At 72.5% G+C, this 20,525-nt stretch carries 17 protein-coding genes and 2 tRNA genes; 9 read left to right on the top strand and 10 right to left on the bottom strand.

Features of this window, described 5'->3' with window-relative positions; genetic code table 11:
• Positions 1-203: 203 nt before the first annotated feature.
• Complete coding sequence (locus KME75_RS03195) at positions 204-530, bottom strand: NIPSNAP family protein (RefSeq protein ID WP_219412986.1); 327 nt, start codon at positions 528-530, stop codon at positions 204-206.
• Between the two features lie 195 nt (positions 531-725).
• Here KME75_RS03195 and KME75_RS03190 point away from each other — a divergent pair, with 195 nt between their 5' ends.
• Positions 726-1,850, top strand: coding sequence for a polysaccharide pyruvyl transferase family protein (locus KME75_RS03190; protein ID WP_219412985.1), 1,125 nt, complete (start codon positions 726-728; stop codon positions 1,848-1,850).
• A 92-nt stretch (positions 1,851-1,942) separates the two neighbouring features.
• Here KME75_RS03190 and soxR read toward each other — a convergent pair whose 3' ends face one another.
• Positions 1,943-2,413: a redox-sensitive transcriptional activator SoxR gene (soxR, locus tag KME75_RS03185; protein WP_219412984.1), complete on the bottom strand. Its 471-nt coding sequence runs from the start codon at positions 2,411-2,413 to the stop codon at positions 1,943-1,945.
• A 45-nt stretch (positions 2,414-2,458) separates the two neighbouring features.
• On the opposite strand from soxR, the gene KME75_RS03180 reads away from it, so the two are divergent.
• From KME75_RS03180 to KME75_RS03165, 4 genes are all read left to right on the top strand, one after another.
• A complete protein-coding gene (locus KME75_RS03180) occupies positions 2,459-3,157 on the top strand; it encodes an SDR family NAD(P)-dependent oxidoreductase (RefSeq protein WP_219412983.1) in 699 nt (232 codons plus the stop codon).
• Entirely contained in the window at positions 3,157-4,230 is a 1,074-nt protein-coding gene (locus KME75_RS03175) for an S-adenosylmethionine:tRNA ribosyltransferase-isomerase (protein ID WP_219412982.1), read from the top strand. Before KME75_RS03180 ends, KME75_RS03175 begins: the two co-directional genes overlap by 1 nt.
• A gap of 228 nt (positions 4,231-4,458) precedes the next feature.
• Positions 4,459-5,250, top strand: coding sequence for a transglycosylase SLT domain-containing protein (locus tag KME75_RS45575; protein ID WP_219412981.1), 792 nt, complete (start codon positions 4,459-4,461; stop codon positions 5,248-5,250).
• A 70-nt stretch (positions 5,251-5,320) separates the two neighbouring features.
• On the top strand, positions 5,321-7,261 hold the full coding sequence (locus KME75_RS03165) for an acyltransferase family protein (protein ID WP_219412998.1): 1,941 nt from the start codon (positions 5,321-5,323) through the stop codon (positions 7,259-7,261).
• Positions 7,262-7,288: 27 nt separating this feature from the next.
• Here KME75_RS03165 and KME75_RS03160 read toward each other — a convergent pair whose 3' ends face one another.
• Positions 7,289-7,519 carry an RNA-binding S4 domain-containing protein gene (locus KME75_RS03160; RefSeq protein WP_219412980.1) on the bottom strand — a complete coding sequence of 77 codons (231 nt, stop codon included), beginning with the start codon at positions 7,517-7,519 and terminating at the stop codon, positions 7,289-7,291.
• Positions 7,520-7,623: 104 nt separating this feature from the next.
• Between KME75_RS03160 and KME75_RS03155 the strand changes: the two genes are divergently transcribed.
• Complete coding sequence (locus tag KME75_RS03155) at positions 7,624-8,472, top strand: alpha/beta fold hydrolase (RefSeq protein WP_219412979.1); 849 nt, start codon at positions 7,624-7,626, stop codon at positions 8,470-8,472.
• Positions 8,473-8,514: 42 nt separating this feature from the next.
• Here the strand turns inward: KME75_RS03155 and KME75_RS03150 are convergent.
• The 4 genes from KME75_RS03150 to KME75_RS03135 form a co-directional block, all read right to left on the bottom strand.
• Positions 8,515-8,591 (bottom strand) — tRNA-Met (locus KME75_RS03150).
• A gap of 194 nt (positions 8,592-8,785) precedes the next feature.
• Positions 8,786-8,859, bottom strand: a tRNA-Met gene (locus tag KME75_RS03145).
• A gap of 123 nt (positions 8,860-8,982) precedes the next feature.
• Positions 8,983-11,934 carry a UPF0182 family protein gene (locus KME75_RS03140; RefSeq protein ID WP_219412978.1) on the bottom strand — a complete coding sequence of 984 codons (2,952 nt, stop codon included), beginning with the start codon at positions 11,932-11,934 and terminating at the stop codon, positions 8,983-8,985.
• A 191-nt stretch (positions 11,935-12,125) separates the two neighbouring features.
• Positions 12,126-13,142, bottom strand: coding sequence for a YlbL family protein (locus KME75_RS03135; RefSeq protein ID WP_308282520.1), 1,017 nt, complete (start codon positions 13,140-13,142; stop codon positions 12,126-12,128).
• 145 nt (positions 13,143-13,287) lie between these two features.
• On the opposite strand from KME75_RS03135, the gene KME75_RS03130 reads away from it, so the two are divergent.
• Complete coding sequence (locus KME75_RS03130; protein WP_219412977.1) at positions 13,288-14,748, top strand: zinc-dependent metalloprotease; 1,461 nt, start codon at positions 13,288-13,290, stop codon at positions 14,746-14,748.
• A gap of 437 nt (positions 14,749-15,185) precedes the next feature.
• On the opposite strand, the gene KME75_RS03125 is transcribed toward KME75_RS03130, so the two are convergent.
• Positions 15,186-15,782, bottom strand: coding sequence for a M48 metallopeptidase family protein (locus KME75_RS03125; RefSeq protein ID WP_219412976.1), 597 nt, complete (start codon positions 15,780-15,782; stop codon positions 15,186-15,188).
• Positions 15,783-15,891: 109 nt separating this feature from the next.
• Between KME75_RS03125 and KME75_RS03120 the strand changes: the two genes are divergently transcribed.
• Entirely contained in the window at positions 15,892-16,827 is a 936-nt protein-coding gene (locus tag KME75_RS03120; protein ID WP_219412975.1) for a ThiF family adenylyltransferase, read from the top strand.
• 136 nt (positions 16,828-16,963) lie between these two features.
• Entirely contained in the window at positions 16,964-18,304 is a 1,341-nt protein-coding gene (locus KME75_RS03115) for an ABC1 kinase family protein (protein WP_219412974.1), read from the top strand.
• A 22-nt stretch (positions 18,305-18,326) separates the two neighbouring features.
• Here KME75_RS03115 and KME75_RS03110 read toward each other — a convergent pair whose 3' ends face one another.
• A complete protein-coding gene (locus tag KME75_RS03110) occupies positions 18,327-19,667 on the bottom strand; it encodes an MFS transporter (RefSeq protein ID WP_219412973.1) in 1,341 nt (446 codons plus the stop codon).
• A 144-nt stretch (positions 19,668-19,811) separates the two neighbouring features.
• Positions 19,812-20,474, bottom strand: coding sequence for a TetR/AcrR family transcriptional regulator (locus KME75_RS03105; RefSeq protein WP_308282519.1), 663 nt, complete (start codon positions 20,472-20,474; stop codon positions 19,812-19,814).
• Positions 20,475-20,525 lie beyond the last annotated feature (51 nt).

Here is a 20,525-nt window from a genome sequence, read left to right as displayed (position 1 = left end):
CTGGATCGTCAAGCACAGATCCACGAGCTCTTCCTGGTGCAGGCCAGTGGTATGATACAACGCGACGGTCCGTTCACGTGGGCTTGTGTTGGCAAACCCATTCTCGCGTGAATCGGACCGTCACTCGTTTGTCGACACGCGCAAGTTGATCTCAGAACCGTAACGAAACGCTTCGCTGAATAACCCTCACGGGTTCGTGACCGCTACCGCGCCGCGAACGCGGCCGGGCTGAGCACCCGCCGGTTGATCGACGCGACGATCGGGCCGTCCGCCTCGCTGGCCCCGCGCGCGTCCCGCCACTCGGGGTCGGCCTGGAACGCCGCCCACTTCTCCGCCATCTCGGCGTACGAGTCGAACCTGAGCACGTAGACGAGCTCGTTGGTCGAGTTGGCGCCCAGCTCGGTGAGCGAGAGGAACACGACCTCCATGGCGTGCTTCGCGAAGAGCCCCAGCGTGTGGTCGTTGAACCGGGTGACGAGAGCAGGCATCCGGCCCGGCACCGTGGTGTACTCACGGATCTCGTAGATCATGGGGCTCCTCCCGGTGGTCCTGGGCGATCATCGCAGGCCGTTCGGCGATCGCGGAGGGCGGTTTCGGCGAACGTGCCGTTCATGCCCTGAGGAGCACCCCGTAGGCTGCGGCGAACGAGTGACCGCAACTGTGGGCTCCCCAGCATTTGCGGCCGCTGGTCACAGAGAGTTGCGCCGCCCGACCCGAGGACCTCGATGACGGACCCCCGCACCAACCTGATCCGCCAGCAGCTCGCCGAACTCGGCAGGCGGCACGCCGCCGAGGAGAACCACAACGCCGCCACGCCACGCGACACGCGCGTGCTCATCATCGGCAACTTCGGCAACGGCAACACGGGCGACGAGGCCATGCTGGCCCGCACCCTGCAGGAGCTCCCCGAGGGCACCGACGTGCGGGTGGTGTCCCGCAACCCGCGGATGGTCGAGGCGCTGCACCGGGTGCCCGCGGTCGCGATGGAGGGCATCGCGTTCACCAAGGCCCTCAAGTGGTGCGACGGGATCGCGGTCGTCGGCGGCGGCCTGTTCGGCACGGGCTCGTCCGCGCTCGTCAGGGCCCTCCCCGCGATCGTCTGGGCGGCCACGGCACGCGGGCGCGACATCACCTACCTGGCGATCGGCGTGTACCCCGGCACCCCTGACCGGGTCCTCGACCTGCTGCGCCGCTCGGTGCGCAAGCCGGGTCGGATCAGCGTGCGCGACGAGGTCTCCGCAGCCACGCTGGGTGACGACATCGTCGCGCCGGTGGTCGGCGACCTCGCGATGGGGCTCGCGCCCGCCCCGGCGGCCGACGCGCGGCGCGCCCTCGCCGCGGCGGGCGTCGACCCGGCGGTCCCGCTGCTGCTCGTCGCGCCCAAGGCGCTGCCCAACCCGATCCTCGTCGACGCCCTGCAGGACGCCGCCGAGACGCTCGCCCGCCGCTGGACCGAGCGCGGCGGCGCGGTCGCAGGCCTCGCGATCGGCACGCACGCCGACTACGGGCTCGGCCTCAGCCGGCGCGACGAGGTGCTGATCAACGAGATCGGCGAGCGGCTCGGGCGTCCCGTCCCGGTGCTCGGCCCACAGCTGCCGCCTGCCCTGGCCAAGGCCGTGGTCGGTGAAGCCGACGCGCTGTTCGGCCTGCGGCTGCACGCGCTGATCTTCGCGGTGTCCTCCGGGGTGCCGTGCCTGGGCGTCGGATGGGAGGAGCGCACCACCGCGTTCCTGGCCGAGCACGAGCAGTCGGCGATCAGCACCCGGCCGCCCGCCGAGGAGCTGCACGCCTGGGTGGACCAGACGCTGCCGGCCCGCTGGTCGGCGCGCCCGCGCCTGCTGTCGTCCTAGGCCGCCTCTGACCATTGCAGCAAAGCCACTTTCATGCCACGTCGTTGCGTGAAAGTGGCTTTGCTGCAATCGGGCCGGGCCTACACCGCCTGTCAGACCCCCTCGGCGGGCGTTCGACGGAGCATCGGCGGCAGCAAGCGAGCTCCGGGGCCGAGCTCCGACACCCGGTCCTCCGGGTTGTAGAGGCGGCACCGCTGCAGGGACAGGCAGCCGCAGCCGATGCAGGAGTCGAGCCCGTCGCGCAGCGCCACCAGTGCCTGGATCTGCTCGTCGAGCCGGCTCCGCCAGGCACGGGAAAGCCGCGACCAGTCCGCCTTCGTCGGGGTGCGCCCGTCCGGGAGCCGGTCGAGCCCCTCGCGCACCTCGTCCAGCCCGACGCCCAGCGTCCGTGCCGCCCGGATGAACGCGAGCCTGCGCAGCACCGACCGCTCGTAGCGCCGCTGCCCACCCGCCGTGCGCGTGGTGCGCAGCAGGCCTTCCCGCTCGTAGAACCGCAGGGCCGACGGGGGGAAGCCGCTGCGGTGCGACACCTCGCCGATGGTGAGCAGGTCCTTCGTGTCCATCCGTCTCCTTGACCTGAAGCTGACTTCAACTCGCACAGTAGCGGAATGAGTCAGCAGACCGCCATCGTCACAGGCGCCGGCCAGGGCTTCGGGCTCGCGCTCACCGCCGCGCTGTCCGCCCGCGGCACCACCGTCATCGCCTGCGCCCGCAACGCCGAGCGGCTCCGCGCCGCCACGGCCGACCTCGCGGGCGTCGTCGCCGCACCCGGCGACGTCACCGATCCGGCCTTCCGGGCCGAGCTCGTCGACACCGCACGCCGCGTCGGCGGGCTCGACCTGCTCGTGCACAACGCGGGCGAGCTGGGCCCGTCACCGCTGCCGCCGCTGGAGCGCTACCCCCTCGACGCCCTGCGCGCCGTGCTCGAGACGACGCTGCTCGCCCCGCTCGCGCTCACCCAGCTCGCCCTCCCCCTGCTCCGGGCCTCGCACGAGGGCACGGTCGTCGCCCTGAGCTCGGACGCCGCAGTCGAGGCCTACGCGGGCTGGGGCGGCTACGGCGCCGCGAAGGCCGCGCTCGACCAGCTCACGGCCGTGCTCGCCGTCGAGGAGCCGGGCCTGCGGGTGCACTCCTTCGACCCCGGCGACATGCGCACCGCCATGCACCAGCGCGCGTTCCCCGGCGAGGACATCTCCGACCGGCCCGAGCCGGAGACGGTGGTACCCGCGTTCCTTCGGCTGCTCGACGAGCGCCCGGCGAGCGGCCGCCACCGCGCGACCGACCTCACCCCGGCGAGGACCGCCTGATGCGCTCGGCCACCGCGTTCACCGTGCCGCCCGAGCTCTCGGCGGCCGAACCGCCGGAGGCCCGCGGCCTGGCCCGCGACGAGGTCCGCCTGCTCGTGGCCAGTGACCGCACACCGTTGCGGCACACGATGTTCCGCGAGCTGCCCGGCGCGCTGCGGCGCGGCGATCTCGTCGTGGTCAACACCTCCGACACCGAACCCGCAGCCGTCGACGGGCACCGGCCCGACGGACGCCCCGTCACGCTGCACGTGTCCGGCCCCGCCCCGGACGGGGCCCACGTCGTCGAGCTCCGGACACAGGACGGGCACCGCGTCACCGACGCCGTGGCGGGCGAGTCGGTCCGACTGCCCTGCGGTGTGGTGGCCGTGCTCCTCACCGGCCACCCGGACCCGCGCATCGCAGCCGGGAGCAGGCTGTGGCGGGCGCGGATCCCCGTCGCGGGCGGGCTGCGCCCCTGGTTGTCCTGCGCCGGGCGCCCGATCCGGTACTCCTACCTGCGCGGCCACTGGCCGCTCGAGGCATATCGCACGGTCTTCGCTGCGCCGGGCACGGAGTTCGGGAGCGCCGAGATGCCGAGCGCGGGGCGTCCCTTCACCGCCGCCGTGCTCGACGGCCTGCGGGCCAGCGGCGTCGGTGTCGCCGAGCTGGTGCTGCACACCGGGGTCTCCTCCCTCGAGGCGGGCGAGGTGCCGCAGCGCGAGCGGTACCGGGTCTCGGCCGCGGCCGCCGACGCCGTCAACGCGACCCGGGCCGCGGGCGGGCGCGTCGTCGCGGTCGGCACCACCGTCACCCGCGCCCTGGAGACCGCTGCCGACGAGGCGGGCCGCGTCCACCCGTCCGCCGGCTGGACCGACCTCGTGCTCGGCCCCCACCGGCCCGCGCGGGTCGTGGACGGTCTCGTCACGGGCTGGCACGAGCCGGAGGCGTCGCACCTGTTGTTGCTCGAGGCCGTCGCCGGTGCGCGGCTCGTCGCCCGCGCGTACGCGGCGGCACTCGACCACCGCTACCTCTGGCACGAGTTCGGCGACTCGTGCCTGTTCCTGCCGACCGTGACCACTCGTCGCGCTGCGTGACCGCTGGACGACATTCGTGATCGGCCACTCCGAGAGACGAACGGCCGTCGAGCTGCGGTGACAGGCACCTCTTCGCCTTGTCGAGAAGGAGCAGCGGCCCATAAGGTCCTTGCCACGCGTCACGATCCGATCACCAACGCACGCGAGCCGGGCTCCCCAACCGGCTCCCCGGACCCCCGACCGGCAGCGCGGTGACGGATCGCTCCCCCGCGCCGGAAGGGCAGGTTCGTGGCAGGACACCGCTCCCCCCGTGGTCGTCGCGCGCGCGCAACGGTCGGCTCCCCCACCCGACATCAGGCGGCGCACGGTTCGCCCCCCACCGGGCCGACCCTGCGCACCACCGTCCTCGCCACCGCGGCGGCCGTCGGAGCCGTCGCCACCGGCACCTTCAGCGCCATCGTCCCCACCCCGGGCGACAACACGAACACCGCGGCCGCCGACGAGGGCCAGTTCGACGCCTGGCTCGCGTCCAGCAGCGCCACCCTGCCCGCTGCGCTGCCCGATGCGGGCGACCACCTGCGTCCCGTCTCGTTCCTCGCCCAGGACACCGCCGAGTTCGACACGGCCGATCAGCACCTCGCGCTCCTGGAGAAGGCGGCGGAGCTGGCCGAACAGCTCGCCGAGGAGCAGCGGGAACAGGCCGAGCGCGAGCGGATCGCCGCGCTGATCGCTCAGGGCGGCCTCAACGGCTGGATCGCCGAGGCGCTGCAGATCCTCGAGCTGCCGCAGTCCCTCGCCCCGAGCGTCAAGAAGATCATCATGGCCGAGTCCGCCGGCAACCCCCGGGCGATCAACAACTGGGACAGCAACGCCCGCCGCGGCACCCCGTCCCAGGGCCTGATGCAGACGATCCCGTCCACGTTCCGGGCCTACGTGCACCCCGAACTCGCGCACCGCCCGATCACCGACCCGGTCGCCAACATCACCGCAGGCATCCGCTACATGATCGCCAACTACGGGATGTCCACCCTCGAGGCAGGCGGTCGCAGCGACAGCGACGGGGACTACCTCGGCTACTGACGCCCACCGGGAGGAGCCGACCGCGAGGCCGGGCCGCGCCGCCGCGCCCGTCCGGTCGTTCCGGCCGGAGCTGCAGGGGCTGCGTGCCCTGGCGGTCGCTCTCGTCGTCGCCTACCACGTCTGGTTCAACCGGGTCTCCGGTGGCGTGGACGTGTTCTTCCTGATCTCCGGTTACCTGCTGACCGGCCAGCTCGTGCGCGCCGCCGGCCGCGGGCCGATCCGGCCCGTGCACCGGTGGAGCCGCACCCTGGTACGACTGCTCCCGACGGCCGGAGTGGTGCTGCTCGGCACCGTCGTGGCGGGGGCCGCACTGCTGCCGGAGGGACGCTGGAACCAGACGGTCCGCGAGATCGTGGCCGCCGCACTCTTCCTGGAGAACTGGCAGCTCGCCGCCGACTCGGTGGACTACGCGGCCCGCAACAACGTCGCGAGCGTCGTCCAGCACTTCTGGTCGCTGTCGATCCAGGGCCAGTTCTTCCTGGCCTGGCCACTGCTCGTGGCGCTCGTCGCGCTCGTCGCCCGCGGGGTGCCCGCCCGCCTGCACGCGCAGCTCACGCTGACGCTGCTCGGGCTGTTCGTGGCATCACTGAGCTTCTCGATCGAGCTCACCGCCACCGACCAGCCCTTCGCCTACTTCCACTCCCTCACGCGCCTGTGGGAGTTCGCGTTCGGTGGCCTGCTCGCCCTGTGGATCGACCGCATCGCCGTGCCGCGGCGGGTGCGGCTGCTGCTCGGCTGGGCCGGCGTGGCCGGGCTGCTGGCGTGCGGGTTCGTGCTGCAGGTCGGCACCGTGTTCCCCGGGTACGCGGCCCTGTGGCCGACCGGCTGCGCCGCGCTGGTGCTGATCGCGGGCGACACCGGCTCCCGGCGCGGCGCGGATCGCCTGCTCGCCACGCGCCCCGCGCAGTACCTGGGCGACATCAGCTACGCGCTCTACCTGTGGCATTGGCCGGTCCTCGTCTTCTACCTGGTCACCCGCGACCAGGAGGAGGTCGGTCTCCTCGGCGGCCTCGGGATCATCGGGGTCTCGCTGGTGCTGGCGGTCGTCACCCACCACGCCGTCGAGCAGCCGGTGCTGCGCCTGCGCCTCGGGGTCCACGGCGCGTACCGGCTCGCGGCGGCCGGCCTGGCCGCGGTCGTGCTCGCCGCCGGGGGCTGGCACCTGGCGGCGGTCCAGCAGGGCGTCCCTCAGGGGTCCGTCGGCGACGCCGACCACCCCGGCGCGCTCGCGCTCCTCGGCGAGGACGCCGGGCAGGCACCCGTGCTGCCCCCTCCCGTCGCGGTGTACGAGGACTGGGTGCGCGTCGAGCAGTGGGACTGCGTCCCGCTGGCCCGGTTCCCGATGGATGCGTGCACACAGCCCGTGGAGACTCCGCCGGACAAGCGCATCGTCGTCGTGGGCGACTCGCACATCCAGCAGTTCTCCGGAGCGCTGGTCCCGATCGCGCAGCAGCGCAACTGGCAGCTCACCGCGATCCTCCGCGGCGCCTGCCCGTTCTCCACCGCGTCCGAGGTGGTGCCCGACGAGGCCGACTGCCTGGCCTGGAACAGCGCGGCCGCCGAGGAGATCGCCGACCTGCAGCCCGACGCGGTGGTCACCCTCGCCACCCGTGACGTGCGGGCGGGCCTGACCGAGCAGACGCCGCCCGGGTTCGTCGAGCAGTGGTGGCGGCTGCACGACATGGGGATCCCGGTGCTGGCTGTGCGGGACAACCCGCGCTTCGACTTCTCCGGGCCCGACTGCGTACAGCAGTACGGCCGCGACTCCCAGCGCTGCGGCGTCGACCGCGAGGCCGTGTACGCGCCGGTCCCTCCCTACGCCGAGCTCGCCGAGGTTCCGCCGAACGTGGCGTTCCTCGACGTCTCCGACGCCGTGTGCGATACCGCCCGCTGCCCGGCGGAGATCGGGAACGTGCTCGTCTACCTCGACGACAACCACCTCACCGCCTCCTACACCACCTCGATGGCGGCGCTCGTGGAGGAGCGGGTGCTGGAGGCGTTCGGCTGGTGACGCGGCGGGGGGCGGCCCGCTCGTCCGTCAGCCGGCCGTCACGGGCCGCGCCCGCTGCTCCCCCACGGCAACGACGTCGCCCGTCCGCAGCTGCGCTCCCCTGCGCGTCTCCACGCGCCCGTTCAGCAGCACCTCGCCGGCCTCCAGGAGGGCCTTCGCGTGCGCGCCGTGCTCGGCGAGGCCGGCGAGCTTGGGGAACTGGCCGAGGCGGATGGGGTCGTCGGCGATCGGAACGTCCTGGATCGGGGGCTTCGGCACACCTCCATCATGACGGGGCCTGCCGGGCCGTCCGCACGGCCATATCTCTTTACAACGTAAGGTACTATTCGCTTACAACGTACGGAGACGATGTGGAGGCCGCCGTGCCCGAAGCCCGACTGCACGACGAGAGCACGATCGAGGTGGAGGTCCGCGGCAGCGGCCCCACCGTCCTGCTGCCCGTGAATCCCCGGCCGATCGAGGGGCCGCAGGCCGAGGCGATGCGCCGTTGGGGCGCTGATCCCGCGCTCGGCCGGTCCCTGATCGACGGACTGGCCGACGCGTTCCGGGTGGTGGCGTTCGACTACGAGGGCCACGTGCTCGCCACCCCGAAACCGGACACCCTCACCCCCGCCACGGTGGCCGCGGACATCGTCGCCGTCGCCGACGCGGTCGACGCCTCGGACTTCGCCTACTACGGGTACTCCTGGCTCGCCCTGAGCGGGCTGCAGCTCGCGATCCGAACCGACCGGCTCACCGCCCTCGTCATGGGCGGCTTCCCGCCGATCGACGGCCCATACGCGGAGATGCTCCGCGTGACCAAGGCGACCCACGAGATGTCCGGCGGGACGCCGAGCGCGGAACCTCCCCGTGTCGACGCGGAGGAGCCCGACTGGTCGACGGTGGAGGTCACGATGAGCGAGGCCCAGACCCGCCAGTTCCTGACGCTCTACCAGGATTTGCAGGGGTTCGACGACCGGGCCGCCCAGGCCGCCGTCACCTGCCCTCGCCTGTGCCTCGTCGGATCCGCCGACGAGATCGCCTACGGCGAGCGGTGGGGTGGCGTGCACGTCAGCATGGCCGGACCGGTCGTGCGTGGCCGCGCGGAGCTCGAACGCCTGGGCTGGGACGTGCGGGTGCTGGACGGGCTCGACCACACGCAGGCGATGCAGGCCGCCGCCGTGCTCCCGGTCGTGCGCCCGTGGCTGGCCGCGACACTCCTGGACGGATAGGAAAACGCCCCCTCGGAGGTGATCCTCCGAGGGGGCGTTCCGTGGTAGCGGGGGCAGGATTCGAACCTGCGACCTCTGGGTTATGAGCCCAGCGAGCTACCGAGCTGCTCCACCCCGCGTCGTGTTGTGAGACCTACTCTAGACGGTCGCCTCGACCGCCCTTCAGGGGGGTGGCACTTCGGCGACCCTGCCGGCGGCCCATCGGCAGTTCCGCGGAGCGGGAGCCGACCACGGGCGTCGGGACGTCTCAGACAGGAGGCGACGAAGCAGAAACGGCCCCTCGGATTGATCTCCGAGGGGCCGTTTCCGGTAGTAGCGGGGGCAGGATTCGAACCTGCGACCTCTGGGTTATGAGCCCAGCGAGCTACCGAGCTGCTCCACCCCGCGTCGTGCTTCCAACAGTACACCTGCCCGTTGGCCGCCTGAAGCCGGGGGGTCGCCGACCCGTGGCACCGACGACCGCTGCCCCGCCGACACCAGGTCGACGGGGCAGCGGACCGCTCTCGTGGATCAGCCTCCGGGTGCCGGGACGGGCGTGGGAGCAGGCGCCTGCCCGTTGGCCTGCTGGAAGCGCTGCACGGCCGTGTCGAGTGCCTCCAATGCCTCTCCCAGCGAACCCAGGTCACCCGACTGCTGGGCGGAGCGGACCTGCCCCAGCGCCGCGTCGATCTCGGCGGCCGCAGCCGCGAGGTCAGGGCTGGGAGTGCCCGCGCCCGTGCCCGCATCCGGCGCCGGGGCACCGGTGTCCGGGGCGTCACCGGACGTGTCCGTGGCCGCCGCACCCGCTCCGGCACCGAACACCTGCTCCAGCGCCTCGGCGACGCTGGGGCTGTAGCCGACCCGGCCGTTGTAGAACACCAGCACGCGGGCGAGCTGCGGGTAGCTCGACTCCTGGTTGGCCCGCTCGATGTAGACCGGCTCGACGAACAGGAGCCCGCCGCCCACCGGCAACGTCAACAGGTTGCCGTAGTCGATCGTGCTCTGCCCGCCCCGCGACAACAGGCCCAGGTTCGCACTGACCTCAGGCGTACCGACGAACCTGGTCTGCACCTGCTGTGGACCGAGGGTCTGCGGCTCCGCCGGTAGGCTCAGCACCTTGATCTGTCCGTAGGTCTCCGGCTCCGAGCTCACGGTCATGTACGCGGACATGATGTCGCGATCCCGGAACACCAGCGCGCTCGTGAGCTGGAACACCGGCGTGGCCGTCTGCCCCTCGCCCGTCGGCAGGCCGGCGAGGACGTAGTACGGGGGCTGCGGCGCCGCCGCGGTGCCACCGCCCCCCTGGACCGTGGGGTCGGACGGCACGTCCCAGAAGGACACGTTCCCGTAGAACTCGATCGGGTTGTCCACGTGGTACTCGGTGAGCAGCTCACGCTGGACCTTGAACTGGTCCTCCGGGTACCGGAAGTGCTCGCGCAGCTCCGGGCTGATGGCCGAGGCCGGCTCCACCGTGTCGGGGAAGGCCTTCGTCCAGGTCCGCAGCACCGGGTCGGACTCGTCGAACGCGTACAGGGTGACCGTGCCGTCGTAGGCGTCGACCGTGGCCTTCACCGAGTTGCGGAGGTAGCTGACCTCTTTGTCGAGCTGCGGCCGCTGCAGCGGCTGGAGCGCGTCGGCCGTGGCGTCGCCGAGCGCGACACTCTCGGCGTACGGGTAGTTCTCGAGCGTGGTGTAGCCGTCGACGATCCACTGGATCCGCCCGTCGATGACCGCCGGGTACGGATCGGTGTCCGGGGTGAGCCACGGCGCCACCGCCTCGACCCGGTCGCGCGGGTCGCGCACGTACATGATCTTCGAGTTGTCGTTGATCGAGTTGTTGAACAGGATGTTGCGCTCGGCGTAGTGCAGCGCGAACACCGCCCGGTTCACGATGTTGCCGAGCGACACGCCGCCCTGGCCCTCGTAGGTGTAGCTCTGGACGTCGGAGTCGTACTCCCGAGGGGTCCCCCCCTCCTCGGCGCCGACGATCGAGTACTGGTCGATCAGCTCGCCGTAGTAGATCCGTGGCTCGTCCACCTGCAGGCCCAGGGCGTTCTGGGCGTCGGCGTTCGAGGTGTCGATCGAGGTGAACTCCGGGAGCCCGCCCTCGCCCGCGTTCTCGTCCAGAACCTCGTCCACCTGGTTGGCCGGGGCCAGCACGATCCCGTTGCCGTGGGTGTAGACCAGGTGCCGGTTGATCCAGTCGGTCTGGTTGCCGGTCAGGCCGGCGCTGTTCAGCTCCCGGAGGGCGACGACGTAGTCCTGGGTCTCGCCCTCGACTGTGTAGCGGTCGATGTCGAGCGGGTCCTGGAACCCGTAGAAGGTGCGCCGCTGCTGGAGCTGGGTGAACGTGTCGGAGACCTTGGCCGGGTCGAGCAGCCGGATGTTCGGCACGGTGGCCGAGTCGTTGGCGACCTCGACCGGTGACACCTCGTTCGCGGCGCCGCCGTAGGGGATCTCCTCGACCTTGTCGTCGGTGAGCCCGAACGCCTGCCGCGTGGCGGCGATGTTGCGCTCGATGGACAGCGCCTCGCGCGCATCGGCGTTGGGGGCCACGATGAACTGCTGCAGCACCGCGGGCCACGCCGCCCCGACCAGCACGCTGGACAGGACGAGCAGCACCGTCGCGATGGCGGGCAGCTGCAGGTTGCGCCGGAACACCGCGGCGAAGAACGCCGCGGCGCAGATGACCGAGATGAACAGCAGGATCAGCTTGGCCGGCATCACCGCGTTGAGGTCGGTGTAGGTGGCCCCGGTGAAGAGGTCGCTGCGGCTGCTGTAGAGCAGCTCGTACCGATCGAGGTAGTAGGCCACCGCCTTGAGCAGAACGAACACTCCGGCGAGGACGGCCAGCTGGGCGCGGGCGGCGGTGGACACCTGCCCGGCCCGGCCGGTGAGCCGGATGCCGCCGAAGATGTAGTGGGTGATCAGCGCGACGATGAAGCTGACCGCGACCGCGATGAACAGCCAGTCCAGCACGTACCGGTAGAACGGCAGCTGGAACGCGTAGAAGCTGACGTCGATCCCGAACTCCGGGTCGGTCACGCCGAACGGCGTGGAGTTCAGGAACATCTGGACGGTCTGCCAGTCACCCTGCACGGCGAGGCCCGAGATGACCCCGATCGCCACCGGGACGCCGATCGCGAACAGCCGCAGTCGCTGGATGATCAGCGTGCGGTAGCGGGCGATCGGGTCTTCCGGGCCGGAGACCGGCACGAACACCGGCCGCGACCGGTAGGCGATCCACAACGACAGCGCGACGAGCCCACCCATCAGCAGCGCACCCACCAGGAACTGCACGATCCGGGTGAACAGCACCGTGGTGAGCACGTTGCGGAAATCGACCTCGCCGAACCAGAGCCAGTCGACGTAGAAATTGATCAACCGGGAGCCGCCGAGCAGCAGCAGCACCAGGAGTCCTGCCACGACGAGCAGGATCCGGGTACGGCGGGTCAGCGTGGGGGCTCCCACCGGGGGCCGCATGGCCACAGAGCACGCTCCAGGAATTCGCGGGTCAGGCACGAGGCGCCCATCGGCCCGGTGCGGCGGCGACCCCTGATCGCGGGTGGCAGCCGGCCCGACGGCGCGCCCTGCTCATCCAACTGTACGGACGGCGTGTGGAGTTCCCGTTGGGACGTCGAATGTCCGGCTCGCCCGGTTTGACCGGGGGTGCCTCAGCAGGACGGCGCGGGCGTTCCCCTGCTCAGCGCCTCGAGAGCGGCGATGGCGTCGTGGAGCGTCTCCACCCGGACGAGCTGGAGCCCGTCCGGGGCCGTCGCGACCGCCTCGGCGCAGTTCTCAGCCGGTACGAGGAAGACCGTGGCCCCCGCTTCCCGCGCCGCATGCATCTTGAACGGCACACCGTCGATCTTGCCGACGACGCCCGTGGGCCCGATCGTCCCGGTCCCCGCGATGAACCGCCCGTCCGTGAGGTCGCCCGGCGTCAACTTGTCCACGACCGACAGCGCGAAGATCAGTCCGGCCGACGGCCCGCCGATGCCACCGAGGCTGATGGTGATGTCGCCGCCACGGGCGATACCGCCGGGGATGATCCCCAGCAGGCCGTGCCGGCGGTCCGGGCTCGCCGCGAGCTCGACCCGCGCCTCGTGCTCCTGCCCCTCGCGCCGGTAGGTGACGCCGACGGTCTCGCCCGCCGCGGTGTCGGCCAGGGCCGCCGTGACGGCCGCCACCGAGTCGACCGGCTGCCCGGCCACCGCGAGCAGCTCGTCCCCGGGCTGCAGGATCTCGGCCACCGGGGTGCCCGGCACCAGCTCCGTGACGATGACCGTGGCCGGGATGCCCAGCTCGGCCAGCGCCGCGGACTCGGCGTTGGCCTCCGAGGACACGAACTGCGCGGTGTTCTGCTGCTGGATCTCCTGCTGCGACATGCCCGATGGGAACACCGCCTCGCGCGGGATGACTCGCCCGTTCTCCGACGCCCAGAAACCCAGCACCGAGAACAGCGTGAGCCGGTCGATCACCGACACCGTCGTCATGTTGAGGTGCCCGGACGCCGGGTAGACGGGCAGGCCGTCCACGTCGACCACCGCGGTGCCGTCCACCTCGCCGAGCGTGTTGTAGGTGGGACCCGGGCCGAGCGCCACCAGCGGAACCGGCAGCGTCGCGCCGAGCACGCCCAGCGCGAACGCGAGCAGGCCTGCGGCGACCACGGTCCAGGTCCGGCGAGTCACGCGGCAGAGCCTATGGGGACGCGCGGTTGGCTCCTCGTACGGTGGGGAGGGCGACGCCGCGGGCGTCCCCGGCGCCCGCTGTCCGGCGCGCTTTTGCAGCCGAGCGCGAACAGCTGCCACGGCCCGTCCCGCGTACCGTGGAACCATGAGTGACAAGCCCCCGTTCGGCTTCGGGCCCGCAGACCGCGACCGCGACCCGGACAAGGACCGGGATCCCGAGCGCGGCTCGGGTGACGGGCCCCAGGACCCGTTCGGCTTCGGCAACCTCCCGGGGATGCCGGGCGGCGGCTTCCCCGGAATGCCGGGGATGCCCGGGATGCCGGGGATGCCGGGGATGCCGGGCGGCGCGGGCGGGTTCGACGTCAGCCAGCTCGGCCAGATGCTCACCCAGCTCGGCCAGATGCTCAGCCAGGCCCAGAACAGCGGTGACGGCCCGGTCAACTACGACCTCGCGGCGCAGCTCGCCCGCCAGCGCCTCGCGGCCACCACGTCCTCGCTCACGGGGGCGCAGCGCGCCGCCGTGAGCGACGCGGTGAAGCTCGCGGAACTCTGGCTCGACGCCGCCACCGATTTCCCCTCCGGCGCCACCGAGACGAAGGCCTGGTCGGCATCGGAGTGGGTCGACGCCAGCATGCCCACCTGGAAGCGGCTGTGCGATCCGGTCGCGCAGCGGGTCTCCGGCGCGTGGGTGGAGGCCATGCCGGAGGAGGTGCGCTCCGCGGCGGGCCCGATGCTGGCGATGCTCGGCCAGATGGGCGGCCTGGCGTTCGGCAGCCAGCTCGGCAACGGGCTGGCCCAGCTCGCCGCCGAGGTCCTCACCTCCACCGACATCGGTGTCCCCGTCGGCCCCGACCGGGTCGCCGCGCTGCTGCCGGAGAACGTCGAGAAGTTCACCAAGGACCTCGACCGGCCCGCCAGCGAGGTCATGATCTTCCTCGCCGCCCGCGAGGCCGCCCACCACCGGCTCTTCACGCACGTGGGATGGCTCAAGGAGCGACTCCTCGGCACCGTGGAGGAGTACGCGCGCGGCATCCGCGTCGACACCTCCCGGATCGAGGAGCTCGCCCGCGGCATCGACCCGTCCAACCCGGGTGCGATCGAGGAGGCGATGCAGTCCGGCATGTTCGAGCCGGAGACCACGCCCGAGCAGAAGGCCGCGCTCGCCCGCCTGGAGACGCTGCTCGCCCTCATCGAGGGCTGGGTCGACGCCGTCGTCGCCGACGCGGTCGGCGAGCGGCTGCCCGGCGCCGACGCACTCCGCGAGACGCTGCGCCGCCGCCGCGCCGCCGGCGGGCCCGCCGAGCAGGCGTTCGCCACAGTCGTCGGGCTCGAACTGCGGCCGCGCAGGCTCCGGGCCGCCTCCGAGCTCTGGCGCCTTCTCGGCGAGCAGCGCGGGATCGACGGACGTGACGCCCTGTGGGCCCACCCCGACCTCATCCCGTCGGCCGACGACCTCGACGACCCCGGCGCGTTCGTCGGGCGTTCGGAGATCGGCGACCCGATCGCCGAGTTGGAGAAGCTGTCCGACCGGCCCGCTGCCGAGGACCCGGAGGCCGGGCCGGACAAGGACGGGCCGGACAAGGACGGGCCTGCGCCCACTGCCTGACGCGAGGCTCGCGGGGCCGGGATCGTCCGTGGGCGGTCCCGATCCCCGGCGATCAAGGCGCAGACGTCGCTCTGGACCGATACACCAGTGACCGTTGCGCCTTGATCGCGGGGGGACCGCGCCCAAGGCCGGGGTGAGCGGCGTCCACACGCCGCGATCACGGGCGGACGGTCCCTTCCGACAGCGAGCCGACCGCCCTCTGCCCGTGATCCCCGCAGCTGGTGCCGGCCCCACCGACGACGGCCCCGAACCCAGCGATCAAGGCGCAGCCGTCCCTCTGGACCGATACACCTGCGACCGATACGCCTTGATCGCGGAGTGCCGCGCGCTCGTTCGGGCCCCGAACGTCCGCCGAACCGCGGGATGAGCGGCGATCACGGGCCGAAGGCAACCGACAACTCGCACGCCGCCTTCCGCCCGTGGTCACCGGCCCGCCTTCACCCCGCGGCAGCCTCGCCCGCCGGGTCCTCCTCGGTGGTGGGGTCGTGGTCCACGTCGTCGCCGTCGGTGCCGACCAGCCCGAGACCGGCCGCCGCGGACAGGCCCTCGAGGTACCCCATCGCCCGCTCGGTGCGCGGGTACCGGTGCACCCAGGCCCAGAAAGGGGCGTCGTGTCCCGGTTCGAGCAGGTGGGTGAGCTCGTGCACCAGGACGTAGTCGACCACCCAGCCGGGCGCGTCCCGCAGCCGCTCGCTGATCCGGATCGTGCCGTCCGCCGGGGTGCACGACGCCCAGCGCGTGCGCATCGGCCGCACCCACCGCACCGTGCTGGGGACGGCCCGGCCCTCGAGGTAGCGGCGCGAAAGCTCCATGCTGCGGCGGCGCAGCTCGTCGTCGCTCTTGCGCCCCGGTGATCGGCGGCGCGCTTCGCTGCGTTCCAGCCTGCGCACCATCTCGTCGACCCAGCGGCGTTCCTCCGACTCGCTCATCCACCCCGGGATGAACACGATCACGGTGTCGCCTTCGCGCCGGGCACTGACCATGCGCCGGCGGCGGTCACTGCGCCGGACCTCCACGACCGCGGGCTGCGCCATCGCGCCAGCCTAGGCCACGACCTCGCGACGGCCCCCGGTTGTCCACAAGCCGACCGGTGCCTGTGGACGGACGGGCGCGCGGCGCCGGCAGCCGACGCATCATCGGGCGATGCCGACCACATCGCGTCCACCCGCGGTCCTCCGCCTGCCACCGCACCGTTCGGTGCTGCGCCTCGGCCCCGGTTCCCGGCTGTTCGGGCTGCATCCCGGCGCCTCCGTCGCCGTCGACGACCTGCCGGAGGCGCTCGCGGAGATGCTCGACGAGCTCGACGGTGCGGTCGAGCGGTCCGCCCTCGTCCAGCGGGCAGTGCGGCGCGGCGCCGACGCCGGTGCGGCCGAGGCCCTGCTCGCGGAGCTCGTGCACGCCGGTGTGCTCGTCGACGCCGGCGATCTCGACCGCAGGGCGGGCAGGCGGGCCGCGAGCACGGTGGTCGTCGCCGGGGACGGTCCGCTGGCCGTCGGGATCGTGCTCGGTCTCGCGCGCAGCGGGGTCGGCACGGTCCACACCCACACCTCCGGCACGGTGCTCGCGGCCGACATCGGCACCGGCTACGTCGACGCCGACCGCGGCCGCGACCGGTTGGCCGCCACGGCGGGCGCCCTGCGCGCCCTGTGCCCGGGGAGGAGCACCACGGCCCCGCCGCTGCGGGTGGTGCCCGACCTCGTCGTGCTCGCCGACGCCCTCGCGCCCGACCCGGTGCAGGTCGCGCAGCTGCACACCGCCGCCACCGCGCACCTGCCCGCCGCCCTGCGCGACGGGGTCGGTGTCGTCGGGCCGCTCGTCCTCCCGGGCCGCACAGCCTGCCTGGGGTGTCTCGAGCTGCACCGCTGCGCCCGCGACCCGAGCCGGCCGACGGTCGCCGCGCAGCTGGCCGGGCGCAGGGGCAGCGCCGACCCGGCCTGCGTCTCCGCCACCGTCGCGCTCGCCACCGCCCAGGCCGTCGCCGCGCTCGACGGCACCACGACCGGCGGGGGTGTCCCGCCCACACTCGACGCCACGCTGGAGATCGACCCCACCGCCGGCACCGTGATCCGTCGTCTGTGAACGCCGCGCGCCGACTGCCGCTGCGGGGCCGCCACGCACGGTGGGCCGCGACACGGCCAAGCGACATGCGCGCAAGGGAGGGATCGGGCCACAATCGAGGTGTGAACGCGCTTACGACGGTCGGTGGGACCGGGTCGTGACCGACATCCCCCGGCGCACCGCGGCCCGCACCGCCAAGCTCGCCAGCCTGCCACTGGGCGTGGCGGGCCGCGCCGCTGCCGGCTGGGGCAGGCGGCTGGTCGGCGGCGACGGCGAGGAGATCTCCGCCCAGCTGATGGCCAAGAGCGCCGAGCAGCTGTTCGCCGTGCTCGGCGAGCTCAAGGGCGGCGCCATGAAGTTCGGGCAGGCGCTCAGCGTGTTCGAGGCGGCGGTCCCCGACGAGTTCGCCGCCCCGTTCCGCGAGTCGCTGGTCAAGCTGCAGTCGGCGGCACCGCCGATGCCCACTCGCGACGTCCACCGCATGCTCGCCGAGCAGTTCGGCCGCGGCTGGCGGGAGCGGTTCCGCGAGTTCGACGAGACCCCTGCGGCCGCGGCCAGTATCGGGCAGGTGCACCGCGCCGTCTGGCGCGACGGCCGCGACGTCGCCGTCAAGGTGCAGTACCCGGGTGCCGAGGAGGCGCTGCGGTCGGACCTGCGCCAGCTCTCCCGGATGAGCCGGATCATGCAGCCGCTCGTGCCCGGCCTGGAGATCAAGCCGCTGATCGCCGAGCTGCGGGAGCGGATGGAGGAGGAGCTGGACTATCGCGACGAGGCGGAGCACCAGCGGGCGTTCGCCGCGGCCTACGACGGCGACGACAAGATCAGGGTGCCCAAGGTCGTGGCGTCCGCGCCGCGCGCGATGGTCACCGAGTGGGTCACCGGCCGCAAGCTGTCCGACGTGATCCACAGCGGCGTCCAGGCCGACCGCAACCGGGCCGCCGCGCTGCTCGCGGAGTTCCACTACTCGGCCCCGGCACGCGTGGGGCTCCTGCACTCCGATCCGCATCCCGGCAACTTCCAGGTGCTCGACGACGGCAGGCTCATGGTGCTCGACTACGGCGCCGTGGCGCGGCTGCCCGAGGGGCTCCCCCGGCCGCTGTCGGTGATGGTCCGCCTCGCGCTGGAGAACCGGCCGGCCGACCTGCTCGCGCTCCTGCACGACGAGGGGTTCGTCCGGCCGGGATCGCGGCTGCGCGCCGACGAGGTGGTCGACTATCTCGCCCCGTTCACCGAGCCGCTGCGCACCGACTGGTTCCGGTTCAACCGGCGGTGGCTGCAGAGCCAGGCCGAGCGGGTGGGCGACCTGCGCCGTCCGGAGTTCAACACCGGTCGCGAGCTCAACCTGCCACCGCAGTACCTGCTCGTGCACCGGGTCACGATGGGCACGCTCGGCGTGCTCTGCCAGCTCGACGCCGACGTGCCGCTGCGCGGGATCGTCCGCCGCTGGCAGCCGTGGATCTTCGACGCGGAGGACGAGTCGGCGGGGCGGCACGCCTGACCGGCCGCCGCGCCGTCGGCCGTCAGACGGTCGCGGTGGCGGGTGCGCCCGCGGTGGGCTTGGCGCCCAGCTCGTGCATCGGCACGCGGTAGGTCTCCCGCGCGGTCGCCGCCGCGAGGGCGGAGACGACGCAGAGGGCCCCGGTGAACAGCGCGACCGGCAGCCATCCCTCGACCCGGCCGCCGGCGAGCGCGGTCGCGATGGTCGGGGCGAAGCCGCCGATGGCGAACCCGACCTGGGTGCCGATCGCCATCCCGGACAGCCGGACGCGGGTGGAGAACATCTCCCCGTAGAACGCGGGCCACACGCCGTTGGCACCGCTGTAGACCACCCCGGCCAGCAGGATGCCGATCAGGAAGATCAGCGGGTAGCTGCCCTGCGCGATCGCCCAGAGGTACACCGCGGTCAGGACGCCGCTGCCCAGTGCACCGGCGATGAAGACCGGCTTGCGGCCGACGCGGTCGGCGAGGCCGGCCAGCAGCGGGATCGCGCCGAGCGCGACGACGTTGGCGATGATCCCGACCCACAGCATCAGCGCGTTGTCGAGCCCGACGGTGTTCACCCCGAACGACAGGGCCCAGACGCTGAAGATCGTGCTGACGGACGCGATGACGGCGGCGGCGACGACGCGCAGCACGTCGGCCCAGTGGTCGCGGAACAGCACCACGATCGGCAGCTTCGCGACGTCGTCCCGGGCGGCCTCGTCGGCGAAGACCGGGGTCTCGTCGAGCGTGCGGCGGATGACGAACCCGACCACGACGACGGCCGCGCTCAGCCAGAAGGGCACCCGCCAGCCCCACGTCAGCAGGGCGTCCTCGGGCAGCAGCGCGACCGGCAGGAAGACGGCCGTCGCGAGGATCTGACCGGCCTGGGTGCCGCTCAGGGTGAAGCTGGTGAAGTAGGCGCGCCGATGGGCGGGCGCGTGCTCGAGGCTCATCGAGTTGGCACCGGCCTGCTCACCGGCCGCGGACAGGCCCTGCAGCAGCCGCAGCACGACGAGCAGCACCGGTGCGAGCGTGCCGACCTGCTCGTACGTCGGGAGGCAGCCGACGAGGAACGTCGACACACCCATCAGCAGCAAGGTGGACACCAGCACCTTCTTGCGGCCCAGGCGGTCGCCGACGTGGCCGAGGAACACCGCCCCGAGCGGTCGCGCCACGTAGCCGACGCCGAACGTCGCCAGCGCGAGCAGCGTCCCGGTCGCCGGCGAGCTCTCGGGGAAGAAGACGCGGCCGAACACGAGCGCTGCAGCGGTGCCGTAGATGAAGAAGTCGTAGTACTCGAGGGCGCTGCCGATCCAGGCGGCGAGGGCGGCTCGGCGCGGCGTGGCTGCCGGTGGGGCCGCGGCATGAGGAGGGGTCACAAGGGCTCCTAGGCGTGTCGCTCCGGTGCAGGCACAGCGTGGTGAGCGGAGCAGATATGTACCAACCAGTTATGTACTGCGTGGTTAGGTACCAGATGGTGAGTTGTCGCGGCCCAGCTGTCAACACCCTCGGAGCGGACGGGTTCAGCTCGCGGTCAGGTACTCCACGACCATGTCGCCCAGCAGCCTGCGGTAGTGCTCACGCCTGCCCGGGTCGAGCGGGTCGCGGTTGAAGATCGCGGTGAAGGTGTGCCGGTTCGCCGTGCGGAACACGCAGAACGAGCTGATGACCAGGTGGATGTCGAGCGCGTCGACGTCGTCGCGGAACAGGCCGGCGGCCCGGCCGCGGTCGAGGATGCCGCCGAGCACGTCGAGCGCGGGGTTGGCCAGCCCGGACAGGATCGACGACGTCGCGATGTGCTCGGCGCGGTGGATGTTCTCGATGCTCACGAGCCGGATGAAGTCCGGGTTGGCCTCGTGGTGGTCGAAGGTGAGCCCGGCGAGCCGCCGGATCGCCTCCCGCGGCTCGAGGTGGTCGACGTCGAGCTCCTGCTCCAACGCGCGGATCCCCGCGTAGGCGCGCTCGAGCACGGCGACGTAGAGCTGCTCCTTGCTGCCGAAGTAGTAGTAGATCATCCGCTTGGTCGTGCTCGTCTTCGCGGCGATCTCGTCGACGCGGGCCCCGGCGTAGCCCCGGTCGGAGAACTCCCGGGTGGCGACGTCGAGGATCTCCGCCCGGGTCCGCTCCGCGTCGCGCTGACGCTCCTGCGGCGCGCCGTCCAGCCGCTCGGCGTCTCGTGCGACCACGGAACCCTCCTGACGATGCTGTGGATCCCGACTCTAGGTCCCCTTCCGTTC

The sequence above is a fragment of the Pseudonocardia nigra genome, from assembly GCF_019396355.1.
Classification (GTDB): Bacteria; Actinomycetota; Actinomycetes; order Mycobacteriales; family Pseudonocardiaceae; genus Pseudonocardia; species Pseudonocardia nigra.
This window is presented reverse-complemented; position numbering and strand designations above follow the sequence as displayed.